The 22010-nt window shown below is 53.1% G+C and carries 21 protein-coding genes, 1 pseudogene and 1 other annotated feature; all 22 genes and pseudogenes read right to left on the bottom strand.

The annotated features are described in order from the left end of the window. The 22 genes and pseudogenes from FPL14_RS23725 to FPL14_RS23620 all read right to left on the bottom strand — a co-directional run bounded on the left by FPL14_RS23725 (window position 1) and on the right by FPL14_RS23620 (window position 21989). Complete coding sequence (locus FPL14_RS23725; protein WP_182300061.1) at window positions 1–438, bottom strand: ACT domain-containing protein; 438 nt, start codon at window positions 436–438, stop codon at window positions 1–3. A 166-nt stretch (window positions 439–604) separates the two neighbouring features. Beyond that, window positions 605–1942, bottom strand: a complete 1338-nt coding sequence (obgE, locus tag FPL14_RS23720; RefSeq protein ID WP_182300060.1) for a GTPase ObgE — start codon at window positions 1940–1942, stop codon at window positions 605–607. A gap of 15 nt (window positions 1943–1957) precedes the next feature. Further along, a complete protein-coding gene (locus FPL14_RS23715; protein ID WP_182300059.1) occupies window positions 1958–2716 on the bottom strand; it encodes a Spo0B domain-containing protein in 759 nt (252 codons plus the stop codon). Window positions 2717–2878: 162 nt separating this feature from the next. Further along, window positions 2879–3190: a 50S ribosomal protein L27 gene (rpmA, locus tag FPL14_RS23710; RefSeq protein WP_182300058.1), complete on the bottom strand. Its 312-nt coding sequence runs from the start codon at window positions 3188–3190 to the stop codon at window positions 2879–2881. A gap of 4 nt (window positions 3191–3194) precedes the next feature. Continuing rightward, window positions 3195–3539, bottom strand: a complete 345-nt coding sequence (locus FPL14_RS23705; RefSeq protein WP_182300057.1) for a ribosomal-processing cysteine protease Prp — start codon at window positions 3537–3539, stop codon at window positions 3195–3197. A 14-nt stretch (window positions 3540–3553) separates the two neighbouring features. Beyond that, window positions 3554–3865, bottom strand: a complete 312-nt coding sequence (rplU, locus tag FPL14_RS23700; protein WP_182300056.1) for a 50S ribosomal protein L21 — start codon at window positions 3863–3865, stop codon at window positions 3554–3556. A gap of 12 nt (window positions 3866–3877) precedes the next feature. Further along, window positions 3878–3980 (bottom strand) — a sequence feature (ribosomal protein L21 leader region). Window positions 3981–4044: 64 nt separating this feature from the next. Further along, window positions 4045–5280 (bottom strand): Rne/Rng family ribonuclease, encoded by a 1236-nt coding sequence (locus FPL14_RS23695; RefSeq protein ID WP_182300055.1) that lies wholly within the window; start codon window positions 5278–5280, stop codon window positions 4045–4047. A gap of 33 nt (window positions 5281–5313) precedes the next feature. After that, window positions 5314–6189 (bottom strand): M50 family metallopeptidase, encoded by an 876-nt coding sequence (locus FPL14_RS23690; RefSeq protein WP_182300054.1) that lies wholly within the window; start codon window positions 6187–6189, stop codon window positions 5314–5316. 90 nt (window positions 6190–6279) lie between these two features. Continuing rightward, window positions 6280–7203, bottom strand: coding sequence for a M23 family metallopeptidase (locus FPL14_RS23685; RefSeq protein ID WP_182300053.1), 924 nt, complete (start codon window positions 7201–7203; stop codon window positions 6280–6282). Window positions 7204–7468: 265 nt separating this feature from the next. Next, the gene (locus FPL14_RS23680; RefSeq protein ID WP_182300052.1) at window positions 7469–8614 is read right to left on the bottom strand and encodes an FtsW/RodA/SpoVE family cell cycle protein; all 1146 of its coding nucleotides are present in this window, start codon (window positions 8612–8614) and stop codon (window positions 7469–7471) included. Between the two features lie 6 nt (window positions 8615–8620). Then, complete coding sequence (minD, locus tag FPL14_RS23675; protein WP_182300051.1) at window positions 8621–9415, bottom strand: septum site-determining protein MinD; 795 nt, start codon at window positions 9413–9415, stop codon at window positions 8621–8623. Window positions 9416–9419: 4 nt separating this feature from the next. Then, window positions 9420–10082, bottom strand: a complete 663-nt coding sequence (locus FPL14_RS23670; RefSeq protein WP_182300050.1) for a septum site-determining protein MinC — start codon at window positions 10080–10082, stop codon at window positions 9420–9422. Window positions 10083–10158: 76 nt separating this feature from the next. Continuing rightward, entirely contained in the window at window positions 10159–10683 is a 525-nt protein-coding gene (gene mreD, locus FPL14_RS23665; protein ID WP_229264008.1) for a rod shape-determining protein MreD, read from the bottom strand. Window positions 10684–10685: 2 nt separating this feature from the next. Next, entirely contained in the window at window positions 10686–11555 is an 870-nt protein-coding gene (gene mreC / locus FPL14_RS23660; protein ID WP_229263640.1) for a rod shape-determining protein MreC, read from the bottom strand. Window positions 11556–11599: 44 nt separating this feature from the next. Next, window positions 11600–12630 (bottom strand): annotated as a pseudogene (locus tag FPL14_RS23655) (rod shape-determining protein). An 84-nt stretch (window positions 12631–12714) separates the two neighbouring features. Further along, a complete protein-coding gene (radC, locus tag FPL14_RS23650) occupies window positions 12715–13404 on the bottom strand; it encodes a RadC family protein (RefSeq protein WP_267875388.1) in 690 nt (229 codons plus the stop codon). Window positions 13405–13456: 52 nt separating this feature from the next. Beyond that, window positions 13457–14059: a Maf family protein gene (locus FPL14_RS23645; protein ID WP_182300048.1), complete on the bottom strand. Its 603-nt coding sequence runs from the start codon at window positions 14057–14059 to the stop codon at window positions 13457–13459. A 21-nt stretch (window positions 14060–14080) separates the two neighbouring features. After that, window positions 14081–14323, bottom strand: coding sequence for a DUF4321 domain-containing protein (locus FPL14_RS23640; protein ID WP_182300047.1), 243 nt, complete (start codon window positions 14321–14323; stop codon window positions 14081–14083). Window positions 14324–14467: 144 nt separating this feature from the next. Continuing rightward, the gene (locus FPL14_RS23635; protein ID WP_182300046.1) at window positions 14468–15778 is read right to left on the bottom strand and encodes an SPOR domain-containing protein; all 1311 of its coding nucleotides are present in this window, start codon (window positions 15776–15778) and stop codon (window positions 14468–14470) included. A gap of 745 nt (window positions 15779–16523) precedes the next feature. Continuing rightward, window positions 16524–17912 carry a UDP-N-acetylmuramate--L-alanine ligase gene (murC, locus tag FPL14_RS23630; RefSeq protein WP_182304125.1) on the bottom strand — a complete coding sequence of 463 codons (1389 nt, stop codon included), beginning with the start codon at window positions 17910–17912 and terminating at the stop codon, window positions 16524–16526. Between the two features lie 7 nt (window positions 17913–17919). After that, window positions 17920–19314 carry a bifunctional folylpolyglutamate synthase/dihydrofolate synthase gene (locus FPL14_RS23625; protein WP_182300045.1) on the bottom strand — a complete coding sequence of 465 codons (1395 nt, stop codon included), beginning with the start codon at window positions 19312–19314 and terminating at the stop codon, window positions 17920–17922. Window positions 19315–19322: 8 nt separating this feature from the next. Then, window positions 19323–21989 (bottom strand): valine--tRNA ligase, encoded by a 2667-nt coding sequence (locus FPL14_RS23620; RefSeq protein WP_182300044.1) that lies wholly within the window; start codon window positions 21987–21989, stop codon window positions 19323–19325. Between the last annotated feature and the right edge of the window lie 21 nt (window positions 21990–22010).

Below are 22010 nucleotides of genomic sequence, written 5' to 3'. Positions count from 1 at the left end.
TTAACTGCGTCCAACCACGGCGACCCGTTTGACGCCGTCTAATGAACGCAACTTCTCCAGAAGTTCCGGCAACGCCCCGTTAATCATCGAAATGTCCATCGAGACGACAACGTTGGCCATCCCTTGAAGAGGGATCGATTGGGATATCGTCAATACGTTTCCCTCGCCGGCAGCGAGCATGCCGAGCACCTTCGAAAGTACGCCCGAACGATGCTCCAGATCCATCGACAATGTGGCGATCGACTCTCTCGAAGCTTGTTCCAGCATGTATACTCCGTCTTTGTACTTATAATAGGCACTGCGGCTCAAGCCAACCTTCTCGGCTGCCTCGTGTATCGTAGCCGCTTCGCCGCGTCGCAGCAGCTCTTTGGCTTGCTCAGTCTTGAGAATGCCTTCCGGCAGCAAATCCTCGCGGACGACATAATAACGTTCCGCCATAATGCGTCCTCCCAGGAAAGACGAATGTTTGTGTATAGTGGACATTATATCGAATCGCGAAGCAAGCTTCAATAGGCAAATCCAACTTATATATTTTATAATGGAGCAGACCGATTAAATGACAAAGACCGGTCTCCGACGGAGACCGGTCTTCGCTTTGTCGTTTCTATTCGTCTTCGTACAAATATTCGTCGGTCCCGCCTTCGAAAAACTCGAACTCGAATTTCCCGATCCGGATGATGTTGCCATCTTTAGCTCCGCGTTTACGCAACGCTTCATCGATACCCGCTCCCCGCAAGATGCGACCGAAACGCATGATCGCTTCGTAGGAATTAAATTGGGTCCGTCTCATCAATCTCTCGATCGATTCGCTCTCGATGACGTACACCTCGTTATCCCTCGTGATCGTGAATTCCAAATCGCCTTTGGATTCATAACGGTATACGATGCCTTCCTCCGCCTTGGCCAACTGCTCGCTCTCTTCGATCTCGGAAGGCTCCGGAAGCGATTCGAGCAAATCGGCCACGCGGTACAGCAATTCCTTTACGCCTTGTTTCGTAAGGGACGAGATGGGCATGATCACGATATCGGGATTTATTTCACTGGCTTTTTTGCGGAATTCGTCCAAATTTTCTTCCGATTCCGGCATATCCATCTTATTCGCGGCGACGATCTGCGGCCGATCTGCCAGCTTAGCGTTGTACAGCTTCAACTCGTCATTGATTTTGACCCAATCCTCATATGGATCGCGCCCTTCCATACCCGACATGTCTACGACGTGAACGATGATCCGCGTCCGTTCGACGTGCCGCAGGAACTCGTGCCCCAGCCCGATTCCCGTATGCGCTCCTTCGATCAAACCCGGCAAATCCGCCATTACGAAACTACGCTCGTCGCCAAGATCCACTACGCCCAAATTAGGCGTAATCGTCGTAAAGTGATAGGCGCCGATCTTCGGCTGCGCCGCGGATACGACGGATAGCAACGTAGACTTGCCGACGCTCGGGAACCCGACCAAGCCGACGTCAGCCATCACTTTAAGCTCCAGCGTTACCCACCTGGCCTGTCCTTCCTCCCCGTTCTCGGCGATGGCAGGCGCGGTATTCACCGAACTCTTGAACCGGATGTTCCCTCTGCCGCCGCGACCGCCTTTGGCGATAATGACTTGCTGGTCATGGCGAGTCAGATCGGCAATCGTCTCGCCGGTGTCGTCATCTACGACGATGGTGCCCGGCGGTACGCGTACGATCATGTGATCCGCGTTAGCGCCATGTTGAGACTTGTTGCGTCCCTTCTCGCCTTTGTCCGCTTTGAAGTGTTTCTGATAGCGGAAATCCATTAGCGTGCGCAAGCCTTCGTCCACCTTGAAAACGACGTTGCCGCCGTTGCCGCCGTCGCCGCCCGCGGGTCCGCCCTCGGGCACGTACAACTCTCTGCGGAAGGATACGAGGCCGTCCCCGCCGTCTCCGCCTTTAACAAAAATCTTCGCTTTGTCTACAAACATGTTGAGTTCACTCCGTTATGCCGGCAGAGGGAAATGGATAACCATCGTCCGCGCTGGTTCGCAATGCTCTGCCGGCTCTTCTCCCTGATCTAATTTTCCTATTCCTTCCAAGCACTTCTCCAACTCCGCGCGTACGCTATCAGCGGCGGCAAGCTCGCCCTGATAAGCCATCACGATCTTAAGCTCGCCCTCGGATTGCGACAAAACGAGCTTCAGCACGTTCTCTCCGCTGATCGGACTCGTCGCGCGGAACCGGATGACGTTAACCAGCCCGGTTATCGTCTTGGACAGCTTCTCTGCCGAATAGGGTAATCTCTCCAGATGAAGCCCGTCCTCAATGTCCAGATCCAGACGCATCGTGTCGCAAACCGTGCGGAAGGATAATAGGTATGTAGCCAATTCGGGAATCCCGATCTGCGACACCTTGCTATCCTGCTCCATCCGCCCTCTTATTCTGTCCACGACATCCACTGCTTTATCGGGCTTGTTGAGCCTTAAATATCCATACAAAATTTGCAGCTCGTTCATCCAATCGTGCCGATGATGGCTTAATGTGCGAATAGCCGATACTTGCGCGTGGGTAAGCAAACGGTCGCTATGTTCTCGGTGCTTCACCCGTTGCAGTGCAACGATAACGGCACATACCGCGAACGTCCATACGACGAATACGATTAATGGCCACCATGATGGATGCCAGATTAAGACCGCCGCGGCAGGCAAAGTCAGCGATAACAAAGATGCAAGTCCCCACAGTGTCGTTTTCCTAAACAGCATGTGACTTCCCCGTTTCGTTAATCCATTCCGTCTAAAGCCTGGAAACTATCCACTTCCATAGTATAGCATGGAGAGATCAGCTTAACCACGATAGCCCAATAGAAGCGCCGTTCATGCAAAAACCCCGACCAACTTGCATTGGCCGGGGTTCTGGATGCCATATTAAACTTCAAGAGCGGCAGCTACGGGAGCTTGCGCTACAGGATAGACGCTAACTTTTTTGCGATCGCGTCCCCAACGTTCGAACTTAACAACGCCTGGCACTAAAGCGAAGAGCGTATCGTCTTTGCCGATGCCTACGTTGCTGCCCGGATGAATCTTAGTGCCGCGTTGGCGGTACAAGATGCTGCCTGCAGTTACGACTTGACCGTCAGCTCTCTTAGCGCCAAGACGCTTGGAGTGGCTGTCCCGTCCGTTCCTCGTCGATCCAACCCCTTTTTTCGAGGCGAATAACTGAAGATCTAACTTCAACATGGTGTCAACCTCCTTTTTCCGCAAAGGTTTCTTTTATTTTCACGTACTTGCCGTATGATTCCACAATGGACTCGAGAGCGGCGACCATTCCTTCCAGCAGAAGCTGGACTTGATCGTTCCGCAGGGGATCATGGCTATGCGGCGTCTCCGCCTTGAGCAGTCCGGATTCGGAAACGGCGCGAGGCTGCAGCCCCGTTAGTTTCTCGATCGCGTTAACCGCTCCGATCGTTACGGCCGATACGCCGGCGCAGACGATGTCTTTGCCAGGATCGTCGTAAAAAGCATGTCCCGTTACGGTAAACCGTATAATAGCCTTCTCAACATTGCGCACGATCGTTATCGTGATCATCTCGGCGACCTCGCTTATGCCTTAATGTTCTCGATCGTCACTTTCGTGTACGGTTGACGATGGCCTTGCTTGCGCTTGTAGTTTTTCTTTGGCTTGTACTTGAAAACGATGACTTTCTCGCCTTTCACGTGTTGCTCGACTTTGCCCGTTACGGACGCGCCTGCCACGATCGGGGATCCCGTAGTCAATCCGTCTTTGTTCGATACTGCCAACACGCGGTCGAACGTGATGCTGTCGCCTGCGTTTGCGGAAAGCTTCTCGATGAAAATAACATCGCCCGCTTGAACTTTGTACTGTTTACCGCCAGTTTCAATAATCGCGTACATCTGGTGCACCTCCTCATGTCTAAGACTCGCCTCATAGGGTGTCGGATGCCGCAGCGCCATTCAGCTAGGGCAGCGCCGATCTTATCGACCCGGTGGAGTGCGGTTGTAGCCTGCAAAATCTTCAGATTGCACGCACTATGGGATTATAGCATACTCCGCCAAAAGAAATCAATATGTTCTTATCGGATATAAATTTTACCTCTTCCTTTGCAGGATGCGCATGTCTCATAGAAGAAGTTCATCGCGTTTTCCCGCGCTTTTTTGCGAGTCATCTCCATTAACCCGAGTTTCGTCCAGCCTACGACCTGGCATTTCGTGCGATCCCGTTTGATTCGCAGCTCTAATTGCTGCACGATCTGATGGCGATGCTCATCTGTTTCCATATCGATAAAATCAATGATAATAATTCCTCCGACGTCGCGAAGCCGCAACAGGCGGGCAACCTCGTCCGCCGCTTCCTTGTTCGTCTGGAATACGGTTTCCTCCAAATCGATGGAGCCCGTATATTTGCCCGTATTCACGTCGATTACCGTCAACGCTTCCGTCTGCTCCCAGACGAGATATCCTCCGCTCGGCAGCCATATTCTCGGTTGAAAAGCCTTGTCCAGCTGCTCTTTGATCCCGTATTTGTCGAATAATGGTTTAGCTTCTTCGTAAAGATGGACTTTCCCTTCTAGCGCGGGAGCCGTTTGCCTAAGATAGTCTTTAGCTGCCTGCAAGCTTATCCGATCATCGATAATCAGTTGCTCCGTATCGGGAGTAATCACGTCCCGAACCATCCGTTCGACAAGGCCCGAATCCCGGTGCAGTTCGGATGGCGCATTCGCCTCCCGGCTTCGGTTAACGATATTGCGCCACGCTCTGCGCAAAGCTTCCAGATCCTCGGCCAGCGACTCTTGGCTTTCTCCTTCGGCGTTCGTCCTGAGAATGACCCCTTCCCCGTTCCGGCGCATCGTCTCGGCCAAGCTCTTCAGTCGGGCACGTTCGGTTTCGAGCTCTATTTTTTTGGAAATGCCTACGTAGTCCGCGTCCGGCATATATACGAGCCATCGCCCCGGGATGGAGAAATGCGTCGTCACTCGAGCCCCTTTTCCGCCGAGCGGCTCTTTCATAACCTGCACGAGCAGTTCATCGCCCGGTTTCAGCAGCTCGTTAATCGCCGGCTTCACCTTAGGCTGCTTATCCAAGTGAGGATGCAACGCGTCGTCAACGTATAAAAAAGCGTTCTTAGACAATCCGATATCAACGAATGCCGCCTGCATGCCCGGAAGAACGTTCACGACCCGCCCCTTGTAGAGATTGCCGATCAGCGACGTTCCTTCCGTCCGCTCCACGCTGAACTCGGTCAGCTTCCCGTCTTCCAATAGCGCGGATTGGGTAATATTTTGCGAGCAATGGATAAACAGCTGCTTCATGCAAACCTCCCACTTGGTGCTCTTTTCTCCATTTTACCTGAAAAACTTCATATCCGCATTCCCGGATGTCAAATGACCGAGAAATCCGTCGATAATAGCCTTCTCGGGGACGACCTTCGCGATTTTACCGCGTTTCATCACATAGATGAGGTGATATTGTTCCTTCATGAATAGCCGAATGATCGTGGACAACGGTCGGTTCTCGGCGATCACGATCGGTTGGGATAGCTTGCCCCGATCGATATGCTTTTCAGCCCGTTCGCTCCGGTGAACTAGAAAACGCAGAAACACAAAAGGAACATTACGGTAATACATCCAGTTCGAAACGCACAAAAAGAGTCCCACGGCCAACAGATTCAAATGGAGTAACCCGCCGTTCCAGAGCGGATATATCGAAGCGACGACGATTAACCCGCTGAACGCCAAGCTTATCTTCGCGCTCCACATTAAAGTTCGATGATAGGGCACCTGCAAACAGATCCAAGCCTGTAATATTCTTCCCCCGTCGAGCGGAAGAACCGGCAATAAATTAAAAAGGCCGATCAGCGCGTTAGCACGCACGAAATCGTCCGACCACCCCCTATCGATCCACCCGACGTGACCAAGAAAATAGCCGATTGCCGCTAGGATCACGTTCTGAGCGGGACCGGCTATCGCCACCCAACCTTCTTCCCTTGCCGGCAACGTCCCCGCTTCTTCCACTTCCACGACGCCTCCGAAGGGCAGCAGCTTGACCTCCTTAACCGTCCATCCGAAGCGAAGCGCGGCTAAGAGATGGCCTAATTCATGCCATAGAACGATGACGAATAGCATAGCAAGCTCCGCAAAGCGGCCTGTCGCGACCGAGGCGATCATGACGAGCACGAATAACGGATGCAGACGGAACTGGATTCCCCGCCATTTAATCAAAGGCAACCACTTCCGCAGGATTCAACGCTTTCCCTTTTTGTTGAACGGCAAAATAAAGAACGCCCTCCGTATCGTTGTCGCCGGAAGGTTTCAGTTGCCCGACTTGCTGCCCCGTTTCGACCAGTCGTTCGGTTTGACCGATGATTGTTCCAAGCCGCCGTAGACGGAGAGAATGTGGTTTTGATGCTGAACGATGACGGTGATGCCGCCGTCCTGATCGGGGGTCACTTGCTGCACTCGCCCCGTGTAAATTGCGGACACCTCGCTGCCCCCGGCCGCCGCGATTTTGATGCCCGTCCCCTCCTGGGTGTAGCTTTGCACGACCCGTCCTTGCACGGGAACCGCCGTTTCCGTCGGATTTAATAACGTTGAAGCTTCTTTCGTTTCCGGTTCGTTGCGGTTAAACGGGAAAAAAGACGGAGAGCCTCCGAACGTATCCCCATACCATGCCTCGACCGCTTCGAAGTCCATATCGCGGGTTACCGAGGTCACCATCCAATCGCGCGCCTCCCCGCTTCCCGGCAATTCAAGCTTAAGCCAGCCCCAGATTCCGGCTAACGCTAACGCCGCCAGCACGATTCGCAAAGTAAAACCCCGCATAAAAAAGCTAATCGCATCGCTATTCGGGGGATCGATTCTAGCGGAAGAGGTTGGAGGAATTCCTTTTAATCCTTGCCAATCGGCGGCTTGTCCGGATTTCAGACGCTTCTCTCGCTCCCGCCACCACAACTCCGGATCCGGTTCGTTCGTTGGGCGCGGATTCGCATAGCCATTTTTAGTGACGGAAGACGGGTTATCGGGGGCAAAATAAGTCGGATCCGATTCGGTATGGATGTCAGATATCTCCGCGTTCGAGTAAGTCGGCCCAGCCGTTTCGGCGTTTTCCTTTTCCTTTATCCTAGCTTCGTCTATCGATCGTTCGGCGGCATGGCTCGTCTTCTCCGCCTCGTGCCGTCCAATGATTTGCTCGATCCGCTGCCGCCTGCGTTCCCGAACGTTGTTCCGTATTTGCATAGCAAGCCCTCCTTGTCCGCTCTCTCCTATTACTTTATGGCGGACAAGCGGTGATTAGACCTTGGGCTTCTGCGTTCGGCGTATCGGGCTGCGCCCATCGTCGCTTCTTGCGACTATGGGAATGATCGCTAACAAAAAATCAGCGATCTCTCCCGGTAGAATACCGAGAATAGATCGCTGGACAGTATTACGCTTTATTTCAATATCTGTTTGAAGGGAGAGACGAGCGGTCAGTCCCTGTTGTTCTCTATTCGCATTTTCGCGATTAGCTCTCCATCTGATACTTCTCCTGATGGGCGCGTATGCTGAATACGAGTCCGATCGACATCATGTTGAGCAACAGGGAAGTTCCGCCATAGCTAATGAACGGCAGCGTAATCCCCGTTATCGGCATGATTCCGATCATCATTCCGATGTTCTCGAAAATCTGAAACACCATCATGGTCGCTATCCCTATAATGATGAACGACCCTCGTAAGTCATAACATTGATAGGCGATAAGAATCATCCTATAGATGAAGAGGAAATACAGCAGCAACAGCACGGCCGCTCCTTGGAACCCGAATTCTTCCCCGATAACGACGAAGATGGAATCCGAATACGTGTACGGAATGAATTTCCGGTTTTTCGATTCCCCTTGCAAATACCCGTCGCCGGCAAGCCCGCCGGAACCGATCGCTATCTTGGCATACTCGGATTGGCGCCTATCGTCTGCCGAAGCTTCCTCTGGATGAATATACGTGTTGATCCGTTCGTACCAGTGGACTTTTTTGTGTTCCTTCAAGTAGTCGCGAATCTCCGTATTGTACGCATTGAACAACGTAACGAACAGGATCAATCCGCCCACGACCGCAGCCAATCCGATCATGACATAAGAGTAGCGCACGTTACCGATCCATAGCATCCCGAGCACGATAAAAATGTAAATAATCGCGTTCCCGAGATCCGGCTGCATCATGACTAACAGAAAAGGCAGAAAAGCAACCGCCGCCACGACCATTACGTCGCTTCGCATGCGCAGCGGATCCCCTTGCCTTCTTCCCATCAACGCCGCGATAGCGATAATCAGGAAAAGCTTCATGACCTCCGCGGGCTGGAAGGAAACTTCGCCGAACTCAAACCAGCTGCGAGCGCCGTTCTTCTCTTCGACGAACACGAAAATAAGCAAGAGAAGAACGATCCCTAGCGCGTACCATACGTACCAAACCTTCAAGATTAGCCGGTAATCGACCAACGTCGCAAGTAAAATGACGACGAACCCCAAACCATAGAAAATTAGGGTTTTCACGTCATGGTTCGGGTATAACGGATTATTATACGTAGCGCTTCTAACCAGGATGGTGCTTATTCCCATGAACAGTATGAGAATGATGAGCATCATCCAGTCCATTTTCTTCAATCGGTTAAGCAAGTCCGATCATCCCATTCCCAAAAACTTCTTTACTTTGCGGAACACTCCTGCCTTTTCCTCTAGCTGCGACAATGGAACCGTCTCGCCCAAAATTCGCCGGGCGATGTTGCGATAAGCGATCGCAGCGCGCGAATTGACGTTCATGACCGTCGGTTCCCCGGAATTCGCCGCTTTGATGACGTGTTCGTCGTCCGGGACGATTCCGATCAGATCGATGGCAAGCACCTGACAAATGTCTTCGATCTCCAGCATATCCCCGCTTTTCATCATGTTCGGACGAATGCGGTTGATGATCAGCTTGGGAGACGGAAAGTTGCTCTTCTCCAACAGGCCGATAACCCGATCCGCATCCCTAACCGCCGCGTTCTCAGGCGTGGTCACCACGATAGCTTGAGAAGCGCCGGCAATCGCGTTGCGGAACCCTTGCTCGATTCCGGCAGGGCAATCGATGATAATATAATCGAAATCCGGCTTCAAGCTTTCGATAATTTGACGTACTTGATCCGGCGAAATGTCGTTCTTGTCTTTCGTCTGGGCCGCCGGGAGCATGTAAAGCTCATCGAACCGTTTATCCTTGATCAATGCCTGGTTTACCCGGCAGCGGCCTTCGGCTACGTCGATCAAATCGTAAATAATGCGATTCTCAAGCCCCATGACGACATCAAGGTTACGCAGGCCGATATCCGTATCCACCATGCATACCTTTTTCCCCATTATCGCCAATGCCGTGCCTAGATTGGCTGACGTCGTCGTTTTGCCGACTCCGCCTTTGCCAGAAGTGACAACGATCGCTTCTCCCATCCTTCTACACTCCTTTGAACAGCATGACTTCTTTGCGCTGACGGCTTAAGCTCGTCATTTTGTCAATGGCCATCGTGCCTTCGCGTAAGAACGCATATTCCATCCAAGGCTCGGCGGAAGTCCATTCATCCGGCGGACGGCTAATGATATCCGCGATACGCAGCTGCGTCGGCTTCATCAGCGATGCCGCGATGATCGCTTCTTCGTCTCCGTACTTGCCCGCATGCACGGTTCCTCTTAGAGCTCCTAACACATATACATCCCCGCTGCATCTGATCGTGCCGCCAGGATTGACGTCCCCAAGAAGAAGCAGATGCCCCTCGTATTCGACAGTCTGGCCGGAACGGATAATACCGGTCATCGTATGCAAAGTCGGCGCAAGCTTAAGGTTCGGATCCACCGCCGGAGGATCGCTTTCAATGGACTGAATCAGCAAATTGCCTTGCCTGCGAAGGATGGACCGGATGCGTTCCTTGTCTTCCTCTTCCAACTGCCTAGCGCCTAGCTTTATAAAAATATGGACGATTGGTCCGGTAAATTGCTGTACATGTTTATCTAGTTTCGAATTCAATTCATCCAATAGCAGGACGAAATCGCATTTGTCATCCAGTAGAAAGACGAGGCCTTCCTTTGTTCCTTTGATCGTAATGTATGATTTGCCCGTCACTGCGTCCGCTCCTCCCCACGGTATTTGAAATTCTGCTTCGAGAAGCGGAATTCCTGCCTGTCAAGCTAAACGATGCTCATTCCGGAGATTCTTCTCCCGAAGAGTGCGAAGGTTTAACCAGAAGGCGGCGAACCGGAACATACATCAGCAGCGCGATCATCAGTTGAAGCAGCACCGTCGGAGCTACTTGCCAATACAAGATGTAATCATACTCGAGGTTCGTGATCCGGAACAGCTTGTATATGGAGTAGACAATCGAATCTAGTATAATCCCGAATATAAGGACAACCCAGGCAAAGAAACCGAGCGTGAAGCTTTTTCGTTCCGCAACGAGCCCTGCCATATAACCGATCAAGCCCATTCCGAAGCCGTAAGGTCCTATCAAATATCCATAGGATAACAGGTCCTGAAGCAATCCGAAGCCGAGTCCGAACAGGAATGCGTTGTGCCGTCCCGCGAAACCCGCTACGAACAAAGTCATGATCAGGTTCAAATGGGGAAGCAATCTTTCGCTCCATTGCGGAGGAACGATCCATGGCACGATGGAATTCTCTATGATCAGCAGGACTATGCCGCACAGGATCACCCAGTTGATTCGCATGTTCACGGCTCTTCCACCTCTGGAACGACGACTACGAATACTTCCCTCAAATGATCATACTTGGCCGCGGGTTCGATAATAGCGGTGTATGTCAGACCGAAATCTCCTACCTGGCTGCTCTTGACCGTTCCGATAATGATTCCTTTGGGGAATAAACTGCCTAACCCCGAAGTGATGACCTTGTCTCCTTCGGCGGGTTTGTCGTGCTCATCGATTTTGGTCATCTGAAGCGATTGGGTTTCATCGTCGTATTCTATGATTCCGAATGATTCAGGCCTTCCTAAGAAGGTAGCCGACACTGGGGTGCCTTTGGATGAATTGGGGTCTAGGCTCGTAATCAATGTGACCGTGGAAGTAAAATTTTTGACTTTGCTTACCAATCCGACCAGACCATCGACCGTTCTGACGGCCATCTCGGGTTTAATCCCGTCTCGGCTTCCTAGATTGATCGTGATCGTTTTCTCGTACGGATTGGACGTGCTTCCTACGACTTGAGCAATCAGATAGCGGTAGTTGTCCATGTTCTTCTGTTGCTCGGTAAAATGCAACGCATCTTCCAACCGCTTGTTATCCGCTTCAAGCAAGTTGAATTTGATCTGGTCCTGCGTATACTGGGCTACCGTCTGGCGTAACTGCTCGTTTTCCTTATATACATCGGAAAGCCGGCCGAGGTCGCGGAAGAAATCCGCGACCGCTCCGACCGGCCGGTATAAAGCTCCTTGCACTGTCCCAAAGGCATCATTGAGAAATTTCTCCGGCCAGGTCAAGCGAGTTCGGCCCATCGTAAATCCCATGAGAGCAATAAATACGATAAGCCCGATCATGAGGATAAACAATCGCTTGTTGCGCATTAATCGAAAGATCCCGCTCACCTGCTTTCCCGTCCTAAACTTAACCTCTCTGAATTATCACTGTATTAGCGTCCAGATCGGGAAGCTCCGCCTTTGGACTTGAAGAGATGAATGTTCTCGAGAGCCCTTCCCGTACCGATCGCAACGCAATCAAGCGGGTTCTCCGCCACCAATACAGGCATTCCCGTCTCGCGAGCCAGCATCTTGTCCAAATTGCGAAGCAAAGCTCCGCCGCCCGTCAATACGATACCCCGATCCATAATATCCGCGGACAGTTCCGGAGGACACTTCTCGAGCGTCACCTTAACGGCGTCGATGATCGAGTTCACGGTATCCGACAACGCTTCCGTGATTTCATCGGAAGTAATAGCCAACGTCTTGGGCAGCCCGGAGACAAGATCCCGTCCGCGAATTTCGATGGATTCGACTTTGTCCAGCGGCATCGCCGAACCGATCTCCATCTTCAATTGCTCGGAAGTTCTCTCCCCGATCATCAAATTGTACAACCGTTTAATGTACGCGATAATCGCATCGTCCATTTCATCGCCCGCAACGCGAATCGATTTGCTGGTTACGATGCCGCCTAGCGAGATCACCGCGACTTCCGTCGTTCCGCCCCCGATATCGACGACCATGCTTCCCATCGGTTCCCATACCGGCAAATCCGCTCCGATAGCGGCCGCAAAAGGCTCTTCGATAATGTAAGCTTCGCGTGCGCCGGCTTGCTTCGTGGCATCTTCTACGGCGCGTTTCTCAACGGCCGTAATTCCGGACGGGACGCAAACATCACGTTCGGATGGCGCGGAAACAGCGACCGCGGCTTCTGAGCGCGACGGATGAAATATTTGATCATCGTGGCCGTCGTTTCGAAATCGGCGATAACCCCGTCCTTCATCGGACGAATGGCAACGATATTCCCGGGCGTGCGTCCGATCATTTTTTTGGCATCGGATCCGACCGCTTCGATTTTCTTTGTATCGGTACGCAGAGCGACCACTGACGGTTCTCTGACGACGATTCCTTTACCTTTGATATAAACCAACGTGTTTGCGGTTCCAAGATCGATTCCCAGATCCCGCGTAAATCCTCCTACCATTCCGCTACCTCCTGCTTTGACCGCGACTGCTATGTTGACGCCTCAAGATGCGTGTCAGTCGTCGGGACAATCCTTATTATTATATTACAAGCAACCCATCTCCTTCAAACTTATAAAGCGATTGTCACCGATTACCAAATGGTCGAGAAGCTCTATCCCGATCAAGTGTCCGGCTTCCCCTAATCTCTTAGTAAGCTGAATGTCCTCCGCGCTCGGAGTCGGATCTCCGCTCGGATGGTTGTGAGCGCAGAGGATCGAAGCGCTGCTGCGCCTGATGGCCGCTTTGAACACTTCTCTTGGATGGACGATAGAAGCGTTCAGGCTGCCGATGGATAACGTTTGGCGACCGATAACTTGATTCTTGGTATTAAGGAACAAACATACGAAATGCTCTTCCCTGTGATGCCTGAGTTCTTCCATTAGAAGATCGGCCGCATCCTGAGGGCTCGTGATCTTAACCATTTCCGGCAACCTGGAACGGGCTATCCTTCTCCCGAGCTCAAGAGAGGCTTGAAGCTGCAAAGCCTTCGCCGGTCCGATTCCGTGAATTTGCGTCAACTCTTCCCAATTTTTTTCCGCCAATCGCCTAAGCCCGCCGCTCTCGTTAATAATACGTTGGGCAAGATGAATCGCGGATTCGTTGGACGTGCCCGTCCGAATCAATATAGCCAGCAATTCCGCGTGACTGAGCGCCTCTGCGCCGTATCTCTGCATGCGTTCCCGCGGCCGTTCCTCGGAAGGGATTTCTCGCAGTCGGAAGGATCGTTGTTCCACGTCGTTAACCTACCCTCGAATGCCGCGTCGGCCGCGGAATTGGCTTCGTCGTTCATGGCACCGTAATTTCGAATTGTTCCAATAGAACCGCTAAGAGAGAAACAGGCAAACCCACGACGTTGAAATAATCGCCTTCGATAGATTCGACGAGCAGGGAGCCGATCTCTTGAATCCCGTATGCCCCGGCCTTGTCCATAGGCTCGCCGGTAGCGACGTATCTGGAAATTTGGCCGGCCGATAACGGCCTCATGGACACTTTCGTTACGCGATGGGAAGTTACCGTCTTCCCGTCGGAAACCCGAAGGCACGTCACCCCGGTGTAAACCTCGTGCGTTGCTCCGGAGAGCTTGCCGAGCATTTCTCTGGCATCGTGCTCGTCTCTAGGTTTTCCCATCACTTGACCGTTCAACACGACGATCGTATCGCTGCCTACGATAATAGACGATTGTTCCGCCGGATTAGTTAAATCTTTTTTCACGGCTAACGCTTTGCGCAATGAAAGTCCTTCGACGATCTCCTCGGGAGACCATTCCGTCGGAGTTTCTTCGGAAACTTGGCTAGGCATTATTCGCACCGGCAACCCCAGCAATGAAATCAATTCTTGCCTGCGGGGCGAAGAAGAAGCTAGTACGAGATGCTGCGTAACGGACTGCATGTTGTCACGATTCCTTTCGCATTACATTTTGCGATACAGCCATATCGCGACGATAGCGCCTATCACGCTTAACAAGCTAAAGTTAATGCTTAAGTTCAAGCTGTACTTAATGACTGACAAATCCGCTGCCGGAGACCAACTGACCTTGATCGCGCGAGTTAAAAAGGTGAGTCCGGGAACTTCCTGAAGCCAGACGGCCACCAACGCTCCGGCAAGTACTCCCAAGAAAATAAACAGCACCAATATCCATCCGTTTTTCTTCATGATTCTCCGTCTCCCACCATTTTTTGACACCCGTCTACTCATTATACGTTCCTCGGACAAGTCACACAACGTATAAAACAAAGACAGCCCCAAGGTTGCAGGCTGCCCCGTTCTAAAGTCCCGAGTACGAATTATGAACCGTTCCTATCCTAGGTCGCCGCTTGAAAAAAGGGAGCGCATATGTCTGTCCGCGAGCAAGGCTGCCATCACGGAGGACTGCACGTTCCATAGGTGATATCGCGATGGCTTGCGATTAAACTCCGTCATCGAGAGCATCGCCGATTGAATTCCTTTCACGATAGCTTCCGCATCCTCCGCCGTCTTGCCGTTTAACTTGTCGGCCGCCGGAATAGTTTCCACCCATGCCCGACGCGAATTCTCTAAGGAATCAAGATCCGCTTCTCCTAATCGCTGAGGCAGCTTGTCTTGCAAGCCGATAGCCGATATTTGCGCCAGCTTCCGGATCATTCCGGCGCTCGCGTTCATAAATTCAACGTCTTCTTCGGAGAGCGTTGTTGCAGGAACCGACTGTTCGTCTCCCCCGATAGGCTTAATGTAAATCTCGGTATCCGGCATCTGCGCGGCGAGCAGCTCCGCTTCATCCCGCGACCTTGCCGTCCCGACGTACACCCGATATCCGTCGCTCGTTTCCGACGCGTGGGCAAGCCCCTTTTCTTGCAGTTGCTTGACCGCCGTCTCCATGCTCTCTTCGCTTTGAAACACGCCGTACTGAAGCATGTAGTAAACGTCGGTTTTCAATTCCGTATTAGAGGCGTTAACGGAATTTCCGGCGTTCTCCTCGGCAACGGGAGTCGCGGCAGACGGTACGTCGGATTGTTCAGGCTCGCGGGAAACAGGCGGCGCGCTTCCCGGAGTATCGGTTTGGCTGGACGAAGCCTGCACGGGCAGTTGCGCAGCCGTTCCCGATTTGCCGGGAAACAACGGTTCCCCCGTGAATAGGCTAAGGACCATATATCCGAACAGGGCCCCCGTGCCAACGGCCGCGGCGACGGACAGGAAAACCCTGCCCCAAGACGGATTCTCTTCTCGAACGTTTGGCGTGCGGCTATACCATTCAGCATGCCGCAAGTCCTCCTGCCCGAATTCCGGCGTTTCCCTGCTCCAAATGTCTTCGGAAGTTTCGTCAATCGTAATTTCTCTCCGGAAATATTCGGGCTTGCGGGCAATTGGATTGTCGATGATCGGTACGGAGGGAACGAGCGATTGGACAGTCGGATAGTCGGATTCCTTGGCGGGTTCCGTTCTGCGAATGATTTCCTCCAAAGCATGTATATCGTCTTGATAAGGACTATTCCAGGCCGTAAGTACTTCTTCGGTTACGGGCTCTGCCTTTTCCGCGTCGAGCTCGACGGTTCGAAGGGTCGGCTTCGCCGATCCTTTCGGTTTCACCGGCGGCTCGAAACGAATGGTCATCCTTGCTTTCGGTTGTTGCATGCGGAGTCTCCCCTTGTCCCTCAATCTAGTAATTAGAATATGAGAGGATAGAGAGAAATATGATCGGCTCCGCACTATGTTATGCTGGCTATTTTTCTCCTTCTAGCTAGGTAAGACATGCATGCCGCTATTCTCGCGATATGTCTACGAGGTTGCTGAATAACGGCACGTGGTGCCGCTATGCTCGCGCTATGTCCACGAGGTTGCTGAATAACGGCACGTGGTGCCTCTATGCTCGCGATATGTCCACGCGGTTGCCGAATAACGGCACGCCGTGCCGCTAATGCTAGCGCTACGTGTCCACGAGGTTGCTGAATAACGGCACGTGGTGCCGCTATGCTCGCGCTATGTCCACGTGGTTGCCGAATAACGGCACGCCGTGCCGCTATGCTAGCGCTATGTCCACGCGGTTGCCGAATAACCGAAACGGGATGAAGAAAGGGTCTCCCCATTCTCCATCCCGTTTCAGTTGGCGACTCGACCTACTCAGCGCTGCGTTCGCGCTATGTCCACGCGGTTGCCGAATAACGGCACGCCGTGCCGCTAATGCTAGCGGTCTATGTCCACGAGGTTGCTGAATAACGGCACGTGGTGCCGCTATGCTCGCGCTATGTCCACGTGGTTGCCGAATAACGGCACGCCGTGCCGCTATGCTAGCGCTATGTCCACGCGGTTGCCGAATAACCGAAACGGGATGAAGAAAGGGTCTCCCCATTCTCCATCCCGTTTCAGTTGGCGACTCGACCTACTCAGCGCTGCGTTCGCGCAGAATGCGAGACAACTCGACCGCCGTCTTCCAAATATCCCCCGCCCCCATCGTCAGTACGAGATCCCCCGGAGCCACGCGCTCGGCGAGCTGATCCCGAACTTCTTCCTTGGTCGGAACGTAACTGACGTTGGAATTGCTATTCTGGGCGATCAATTCCACCAGCTTGCGGGAATTGACCCCTTCGATTCTTTGCTCGCCGGCCGGCGAATAAATGTCGGTAATGATGACTTCATCCGCACCCGCGAAAGCTCTGCTGAACGCATCCAGCAAGAAGAACGTCCTTGTATATCGCTGAGGCTGGAATACCGCGATAATCCGCTTGCCGGTAGCTTTGGCCGCTTGAATCGTCGCTTCGATTTCCGTCGGGTGATGGGCGTAATCGTCGATGACGAGCATGTCCTTCACTTCGCCGAGCACGTGAAACCGGCGTTTCGCGCCGCGGAACTCGCGAATCGCTTCCGCGATCGCTTCGAATGCAGCTCCCGCTTCCAAGCAAACGATAAGCGTCGCAAGCGCGTTATATACGTTATGTTTGCCCGGCACCGACAACGTTACGGTACCGAGGACATCGGCACGATGGCTAACGGTAAATGTCGCGCAGCGATCGCCCAGTTGAACATCGGTAGCCCGATATTCGGCATCCTCGGATTGCATGCCGTACGTGATGACTCTTTGTCCGCCGACTTGAGGCAGAAGCTCCCGAACGTTCTCGTCGTCTACGCACACGACGGCGCAGCCTTCCGGCTTGATGTTGCGCAGGAACGAGACGTAAGCTTCTTTAAGCTTATTGAAGTCTCCATCGTAATTTTCCAGATGGTCGGCTTCGATGTTCGTCACGACGCCGACGGCGGATTCGTACTGTAAGAACGAGCCGTCGCTCTCGTCGGCTTCGGCCACGACGAACCGGCTTTTGCCTGCTTTGGCGTTCGTTCCGACGTTCACGATCTCTCCGCCGATAATATAGGTCGGATCCAAGCCGCAGATTTCCATGACCAACGCGATCATGGAAGATGTAGTCGTTTTGCCATGCGCGCCTGCAACCGCAATTCCCGTACGGGAATTGAGCAGACGGGCTAACATCTGCGCCCGATGCAAGATCGGGATGTTTAACTGTTCGGCTTCCTGCCGTTCGACGTTGTCCTTGGACAACGCCGTTGAATAAACGACCAGATCAGCGCCCCGGACATGCTCCGGTTCGTGACCAATATAGATTTGTGCCCCTTTGGCCGCCAGCTTGTCGGTCAGTTCTTGGCGTACCACATCGGAACCGGACACTTGATAACCCATCTCCAGCATGACCCGGGCGATGGCGCTCATTCCATATCCTCCGATGCCGATAAAATGCACGTGTTCAGCGGTCCGCAACAACGCTTCACCAGCCTTTTTCAGATTTCGTTCCATGGAGCACCCACGATCTAACGTCGGCAATCAAATACAGAGTGCCCGTAATGACGTTTAGAGGTTGCTCGGCTTTAGACGATGCGGAAGCTTCCTTCAGAAGCTCCAGAGCACGGCGCCAATCCGGCTCCACGATGACATTGCGCGGCCGTCCGAGCTCGGAACGCAGCTTTTCGGCGACGTCGGCCAGGTCGGCGGCGTTCATTTTTTTATGAAAATCGGGTTCCGTAATCACAAGCGTATCCACCATTGGTAGTATATGCCGCAGGGAATGCTCATGATTCTTATTTGGCATCATTGCCATCATCACATTTAATTGATCGAACTTGTAAATATCCCGAAGAGCGTGGCTCAGAGCTTCCATTCCTTCGGGATTGTGCGCGCCGTCAATTAGAATTCTCGGATCATGGGACACCATCTCCAGCCGACCCGGCCATGCCGTATTCTTAAGCCCGGCGGCAAGGTCCTCGTCGTCCACGATCAATGCATAATATTGCCGCAGCACTTCCAAGGCCATCACCGCGGTGGCGGCATTCGTAATCTGATGCGCTCCGTTCATCGTCACCGTTAAAGATTGTAAAGCACGGAACGGTCCTTGAAAAGAAAACTTTTGCTCATTTTCCGCTATGGCTGATTTCTCGTAAGAGAATTCGTCCCCCAGCAAGTACAGGGTCGCTTTGCGCGCTTTTGCCGACTCTCTGACGACATCTATGACTTCGCGTTGCGAAACCGCGGACACGACAGGAACGCCGGATTTAATGATCCCGGCTTTTTCCTTTGCAATATCGACTAACGTCGGTCCGAGCACGTCCATATGGTCATGGCCTACGTTCGTAATGACGCTCACGATAGGAGTTACGATGTTCGTAACGTCTAATCGGCCGCCTAGTCCGGTTTCCCACACGACGAAATCCGGAAAAGCGACGGTCCCGTAATAAAGCAACGCCAACGCGGTCGTCACCTCGAACATCGTCGGCGATCCCCACTCGGTACGGGCCATCTCCTCGACGGCGGGTTTTAGCCGATTGGCCAACCGTACCAAATCTTCGTCTCCGATATCTTGCCCGTTATATTGGAGGCGATTGGAATAGGAAGTGAGGTACGGAGAAGTGAAGGTCCCCACGTCGTATCCGCTCTGCCTGAGCACGCTCGTAAGATAAGCGCAAACCGAGCCTTTGCCGTTCGTCCCGGCCACATGGATAAACTTCAATCTCCGCTCGGGGTGATTGAAGCTTTCCATCAGCTGCTTAATTCTATCCAAGCCCGGCCGGATACCGAAGGCAGTAAGGCCCGTAATCCAAGCCATGGCTTCTTCGGCGCTTCGAAGAGCCTCCGATGGAGAGATGCCGTCTTTATTCATGCCGCTCATCTCCTCCGTCATCCTTGAAGCTCGGCGATTCTGGCCAGTACTTTATCCCGTTTTTCCTTATAATCCTGGCCTTTGGCGCGTTCCTGCTCCACGACGTGAGCCGGCGCCTTGGCGATATAACCTTCGTTGGACAGCTTCTTCTCCACGCGTTCTACTTCCGCGTTTAAGTTGTCTACTTCCTTGGTTAGACGCGCGATTTCCTGTCCGATGTCGATGAGCCCCGCAAGCGGGAAGAAAAGCTCCGCTCCGGTAATAATCGCCGTCATCGCTTTGTCGGGAGGCGTCAATGCGCGATCGAGCGTATAAGACGACGTGTTGCAGAAACGTTGAACGTAAATTTCGTTGCGGAGGAATATTCCCTCTTCCGCTTCGCCTGTCGGTTTCAGCAGCAGCTCGATTTTTTTGCCCGGGGACACGTTCACTTCCGCTCGGACGTTGCGAACGGCGCGGATGGCTTCCATCAATAGTTCCATCTCTTTGAGCGAGTTCGCCGCTTCGAAGTCGGCGCGATATTCCGGCCATGCGGACAGCATGATCGTCTCGCCCGGCTCATGAGGCAAATGCTGCCAAATCTCTTCGGAGAGATACGGCATGAACGGGTGCAACAAGCGCAACGTGCGATCAAGCACGTAGGCAAGGACGGATTGAGTGCTGCGCTTAGCCGCCGGATTGTCTCCGTACAGCGTAAGCTTCGAGAACTCGATATACCAATCGCACAGGTCATCCCAGATGAAATTATAGAGCAACCGGCCTGTTTCCCCGAACTCGTAGCTCTCCATCAACCGGGTAATATCCCGGGCGGTTTCGTTCAAGCGGTGAAGAATCCAACGATCCGCCGTCGACAACTCGCCGCTAAGGTCGATCTGTTCGTAGGTGAACCCTTCAAGGTTCATGAGGGCAAACCGGGACGCGTTCCATATTTTGTTCGCGAAATTACGCGCTTGCTCGACCTTCTCGAACCGGAAACGCAAATCCTGTCCCGGAGTGCTGCCCGTGGAGATCATGAAACGCATCGCGTCCGCGCCGTACTTCTCGATCACTTCCAGCGGATCGACCCCGTTGCCCAGCGATTTGGACATTTTGCGTCCTTCCGCGTCGCGGACGAGTCCGTGAATGAGGACGTCCTTGAACGGAATTCGATCCGTGAATTCAAGCGCGGTGAAAATCATTCGGGCAACCCAGAAGTAAATGATGTCATACCCCGTTACGAGTACGCCGGTCGGATAATAATTTTTCAAATCGTCGCTGTCTTCCGGCCATCCCAATGTAGAGAACGGCCATAGCGCCGAGCTGAACCACGTATCGAGAACGTCGTTGTCTTGTTTCCACGGGGAATCCGGCTGGTCCGCTCCTTCCGGAGCTTCCGCGCCGACGTGGATTTCGCCCGTCGTCTCGTGATGCCATGCCGGAATCCGATGGCCCCACCAGAGCTGGCGGGAAATACACCAGTCGCGAACGTTCTCGATCCAGTGCAAATAAATTTTCTCGAAGCGATCCGGAACGAAGTTCACGCCCTGTCCCGATTTCTGCGATTCGATCGCTTTCTCGGCGAGCGGCTTCATATTCACGAACCATTGCGTGGACAAATAAGGTTCGACGACCGCGCCGGAACGCTCGCTGTGGCCGACTTGGTGGACATGGTCCTCGATTTGGATGCAGATTCCTTGCTCTTGCATATCTTTCACGATCGCCTTGCGGCAATCCGCGCGATCCAGTCCTTGGTACGGGCCCGCATGCTCGTTCATGCGTCCGCCTTCGTCCATGACCGTAATCTGAGGAAGATCGTGCCGCGCGCCTACTTCGAAATCGTTAGGATCGTGGGCAGGCGTAATTTTGACCGCGCCGCTTCCGAATTCCTTCTCGACGTATTCGTCTCCGATAATCGGTATTTCCCGATTTACGATCGGAAGCAGAATCATGCGCCCGATGAGATGCTTGTAACGCTCGTCTTCCGGATGAACGGCAACCGCCGTATCGCCGAGCATCGTCTCCGGTCTCGTGGTCGCCACCGTAATATGGCCGCTGCCGTCCGCGAGCGGATAACGCAAGTGATACAAATGCCCGTTTACTTCTTTATATTCGACCTCGATATCCGAGAGCGCGGTACGAGCCGCCGGATCCCAGTTGATGATTCTTTTGCCGCGGTAGATAAGGCCTTTATCGTACAATCGAACGAACACTTCGCGCACGGCTTTGGAAAGCCCCTCGTCCAAAGTGAAGCGCTCGCGCGAATAGTCGAGGCTAAGTCCCATTTTGGACCACTGGTCGCGGATCGTCCCCGCATAATGCTCTTTCCACTCCCATACCTTGTCGAGGAAAGCTTCGCGCCCTAGATCGTAGCGGCTCTTTCCTTCTTCGCGAAGCTTCTGCTCCACTTTGGTCTGCGTGGCGATACCCGCGTGATCGGTGCCCGGCAGCCATAACGCATCGAAGCCCTGCATCCGCTTAAAGCGAATGAGGATATCTTGCAGCGTAAAATCCAAGGCATGGCCGATGTGCAGCATACCGGTTACGTTCGGGGGAGGGATCACGATGGTGTATTTAGGAGCGTCCGGACGACGTCCGGCTTGAAAATAACCATTGCTCAGCCAATGATCGTACCATTTGCGTTCAGCGCTTGTAGGATCATAGGTCGTCGGCATTTCGACGTTAAGGCGTTCTTGGGATTCGGACATGAGTGACACTACCTCCATAAG

Origin of the sequence: Cohnella cholangitidis (assembly GCF_014107495.1) — a bacterium.
In the GTDB taxonomy this organism is placed as follows: domain Bacteria; phylum Bacillota; class Bacilli; order Paenibacillales; family Paenibacillaceae; genus Cohnella; species Cohnella cholangitidis.
The sequence above is the reverse complement of the archived record's forward strand: the minus strand, read 5'-3'. Positions and strand labels throughout refer to the sequence as shown.

Coding starts and splice junctions, on each gene's coding strand:
- FPL14_RS23725 (WP_182300061.1), bottom strand. CDS start 438: ATGGCGGAACGTTATTATGTCGTCCGCGAGGATTTGCTGCCGGAAGGC.
- obgE (WP_182300060.1), bottom strand. CDS start 1,942: ATGTTTGTAGACAAAGCGAAGATTTTTGTTAAAGGCGGAGACGGCGGG.
- FPL14_RS23715 (WP_182300059.1), bottom strand. CDS start 2,716: ATGCTGTTTAGGAAAACGACACTGTGGGGACTTGCATCTTTGTTATCG.
- rpmA (WP_182300058.1), bottom strand. CDS start 3,190: ATGTTGAAGTTAGATCTTCAGTTATTCGCCTCGAAAAAAGGGGTTGGA.
- FPL14_RS23705 (WP_182300057.1), bottom strand. CDS start 3,539: ATGATCACGATAACGATCGTGCGCAATGTTGAGAAGGCTATTATACGG.
- rplU (WP_182300056.1), bottom strand. CDS start 3,865: ATGTACGCGATTATTGAAACTGGCGGTAAACAGTACAAAGTTCAAGCG.
- FPL14_RS23695 (WP_182300055.1), bottom strand. CDS start 5,280: ATGAAGCAGCTGTTTATCCATTGCTCGCAAAATATTACCCAATCCGCG.
- FPL14_RS23685 (WP_182300053.1), bottom strand. CDS start 7,203: ATGCAAATACGGAACAACGTTCGGGAACGCAGGCGGCAGCGGATCGAG.
- minD (WP_182300051.1), bottom strand. CDS start 9,415: ATGGGAGAAGCGATCGTTGTCACTTCTGGCAAAGGCGGAGTCGGCAAA.
- mreD (WP_229264008.1), bottom strand. CDS start 10,683: ATGCGAATCAACTGGGTGATCCTGTGCGGCATAGTCCTGCTGATCATA.
- FPL14_RS23645 (WP_182300048.1), bottom strand. CDS start 14,059: ATGCAGTCCGTTACGCAGCATCTCGTACTAGCTTCTTCTTCGCCCCGC.
- FPL14_RS23640 (WP_182300047.1), bottom strand. CDS start 14,323: ATGAAGAAAAACGGATGGATATTGGTGCTGTTTATTTTCTTGGGAGTA.
- FPL14_RS23635 (WP_182300046.1), bottom strand. CDS start 15,778: ATGCAACAACCGAAAGCAAGGATGACCATTCGTTTCGAGCCGCCGGTG.
- FPL14_RS23625 (WP_182300045.1), bottom strand. CDS start 19,314: ATGAGCGGCATGAATAAAGACGGCATCTCTCCATCGGAGGCTCTTCGA.
- FPL14_RS23620 (WP_182300044.1), bottom strand. CDS start 21,989: ATGTCCGAATCCCAAGAACGCCTTAACGTCGAAATGCCGACGACCTAT.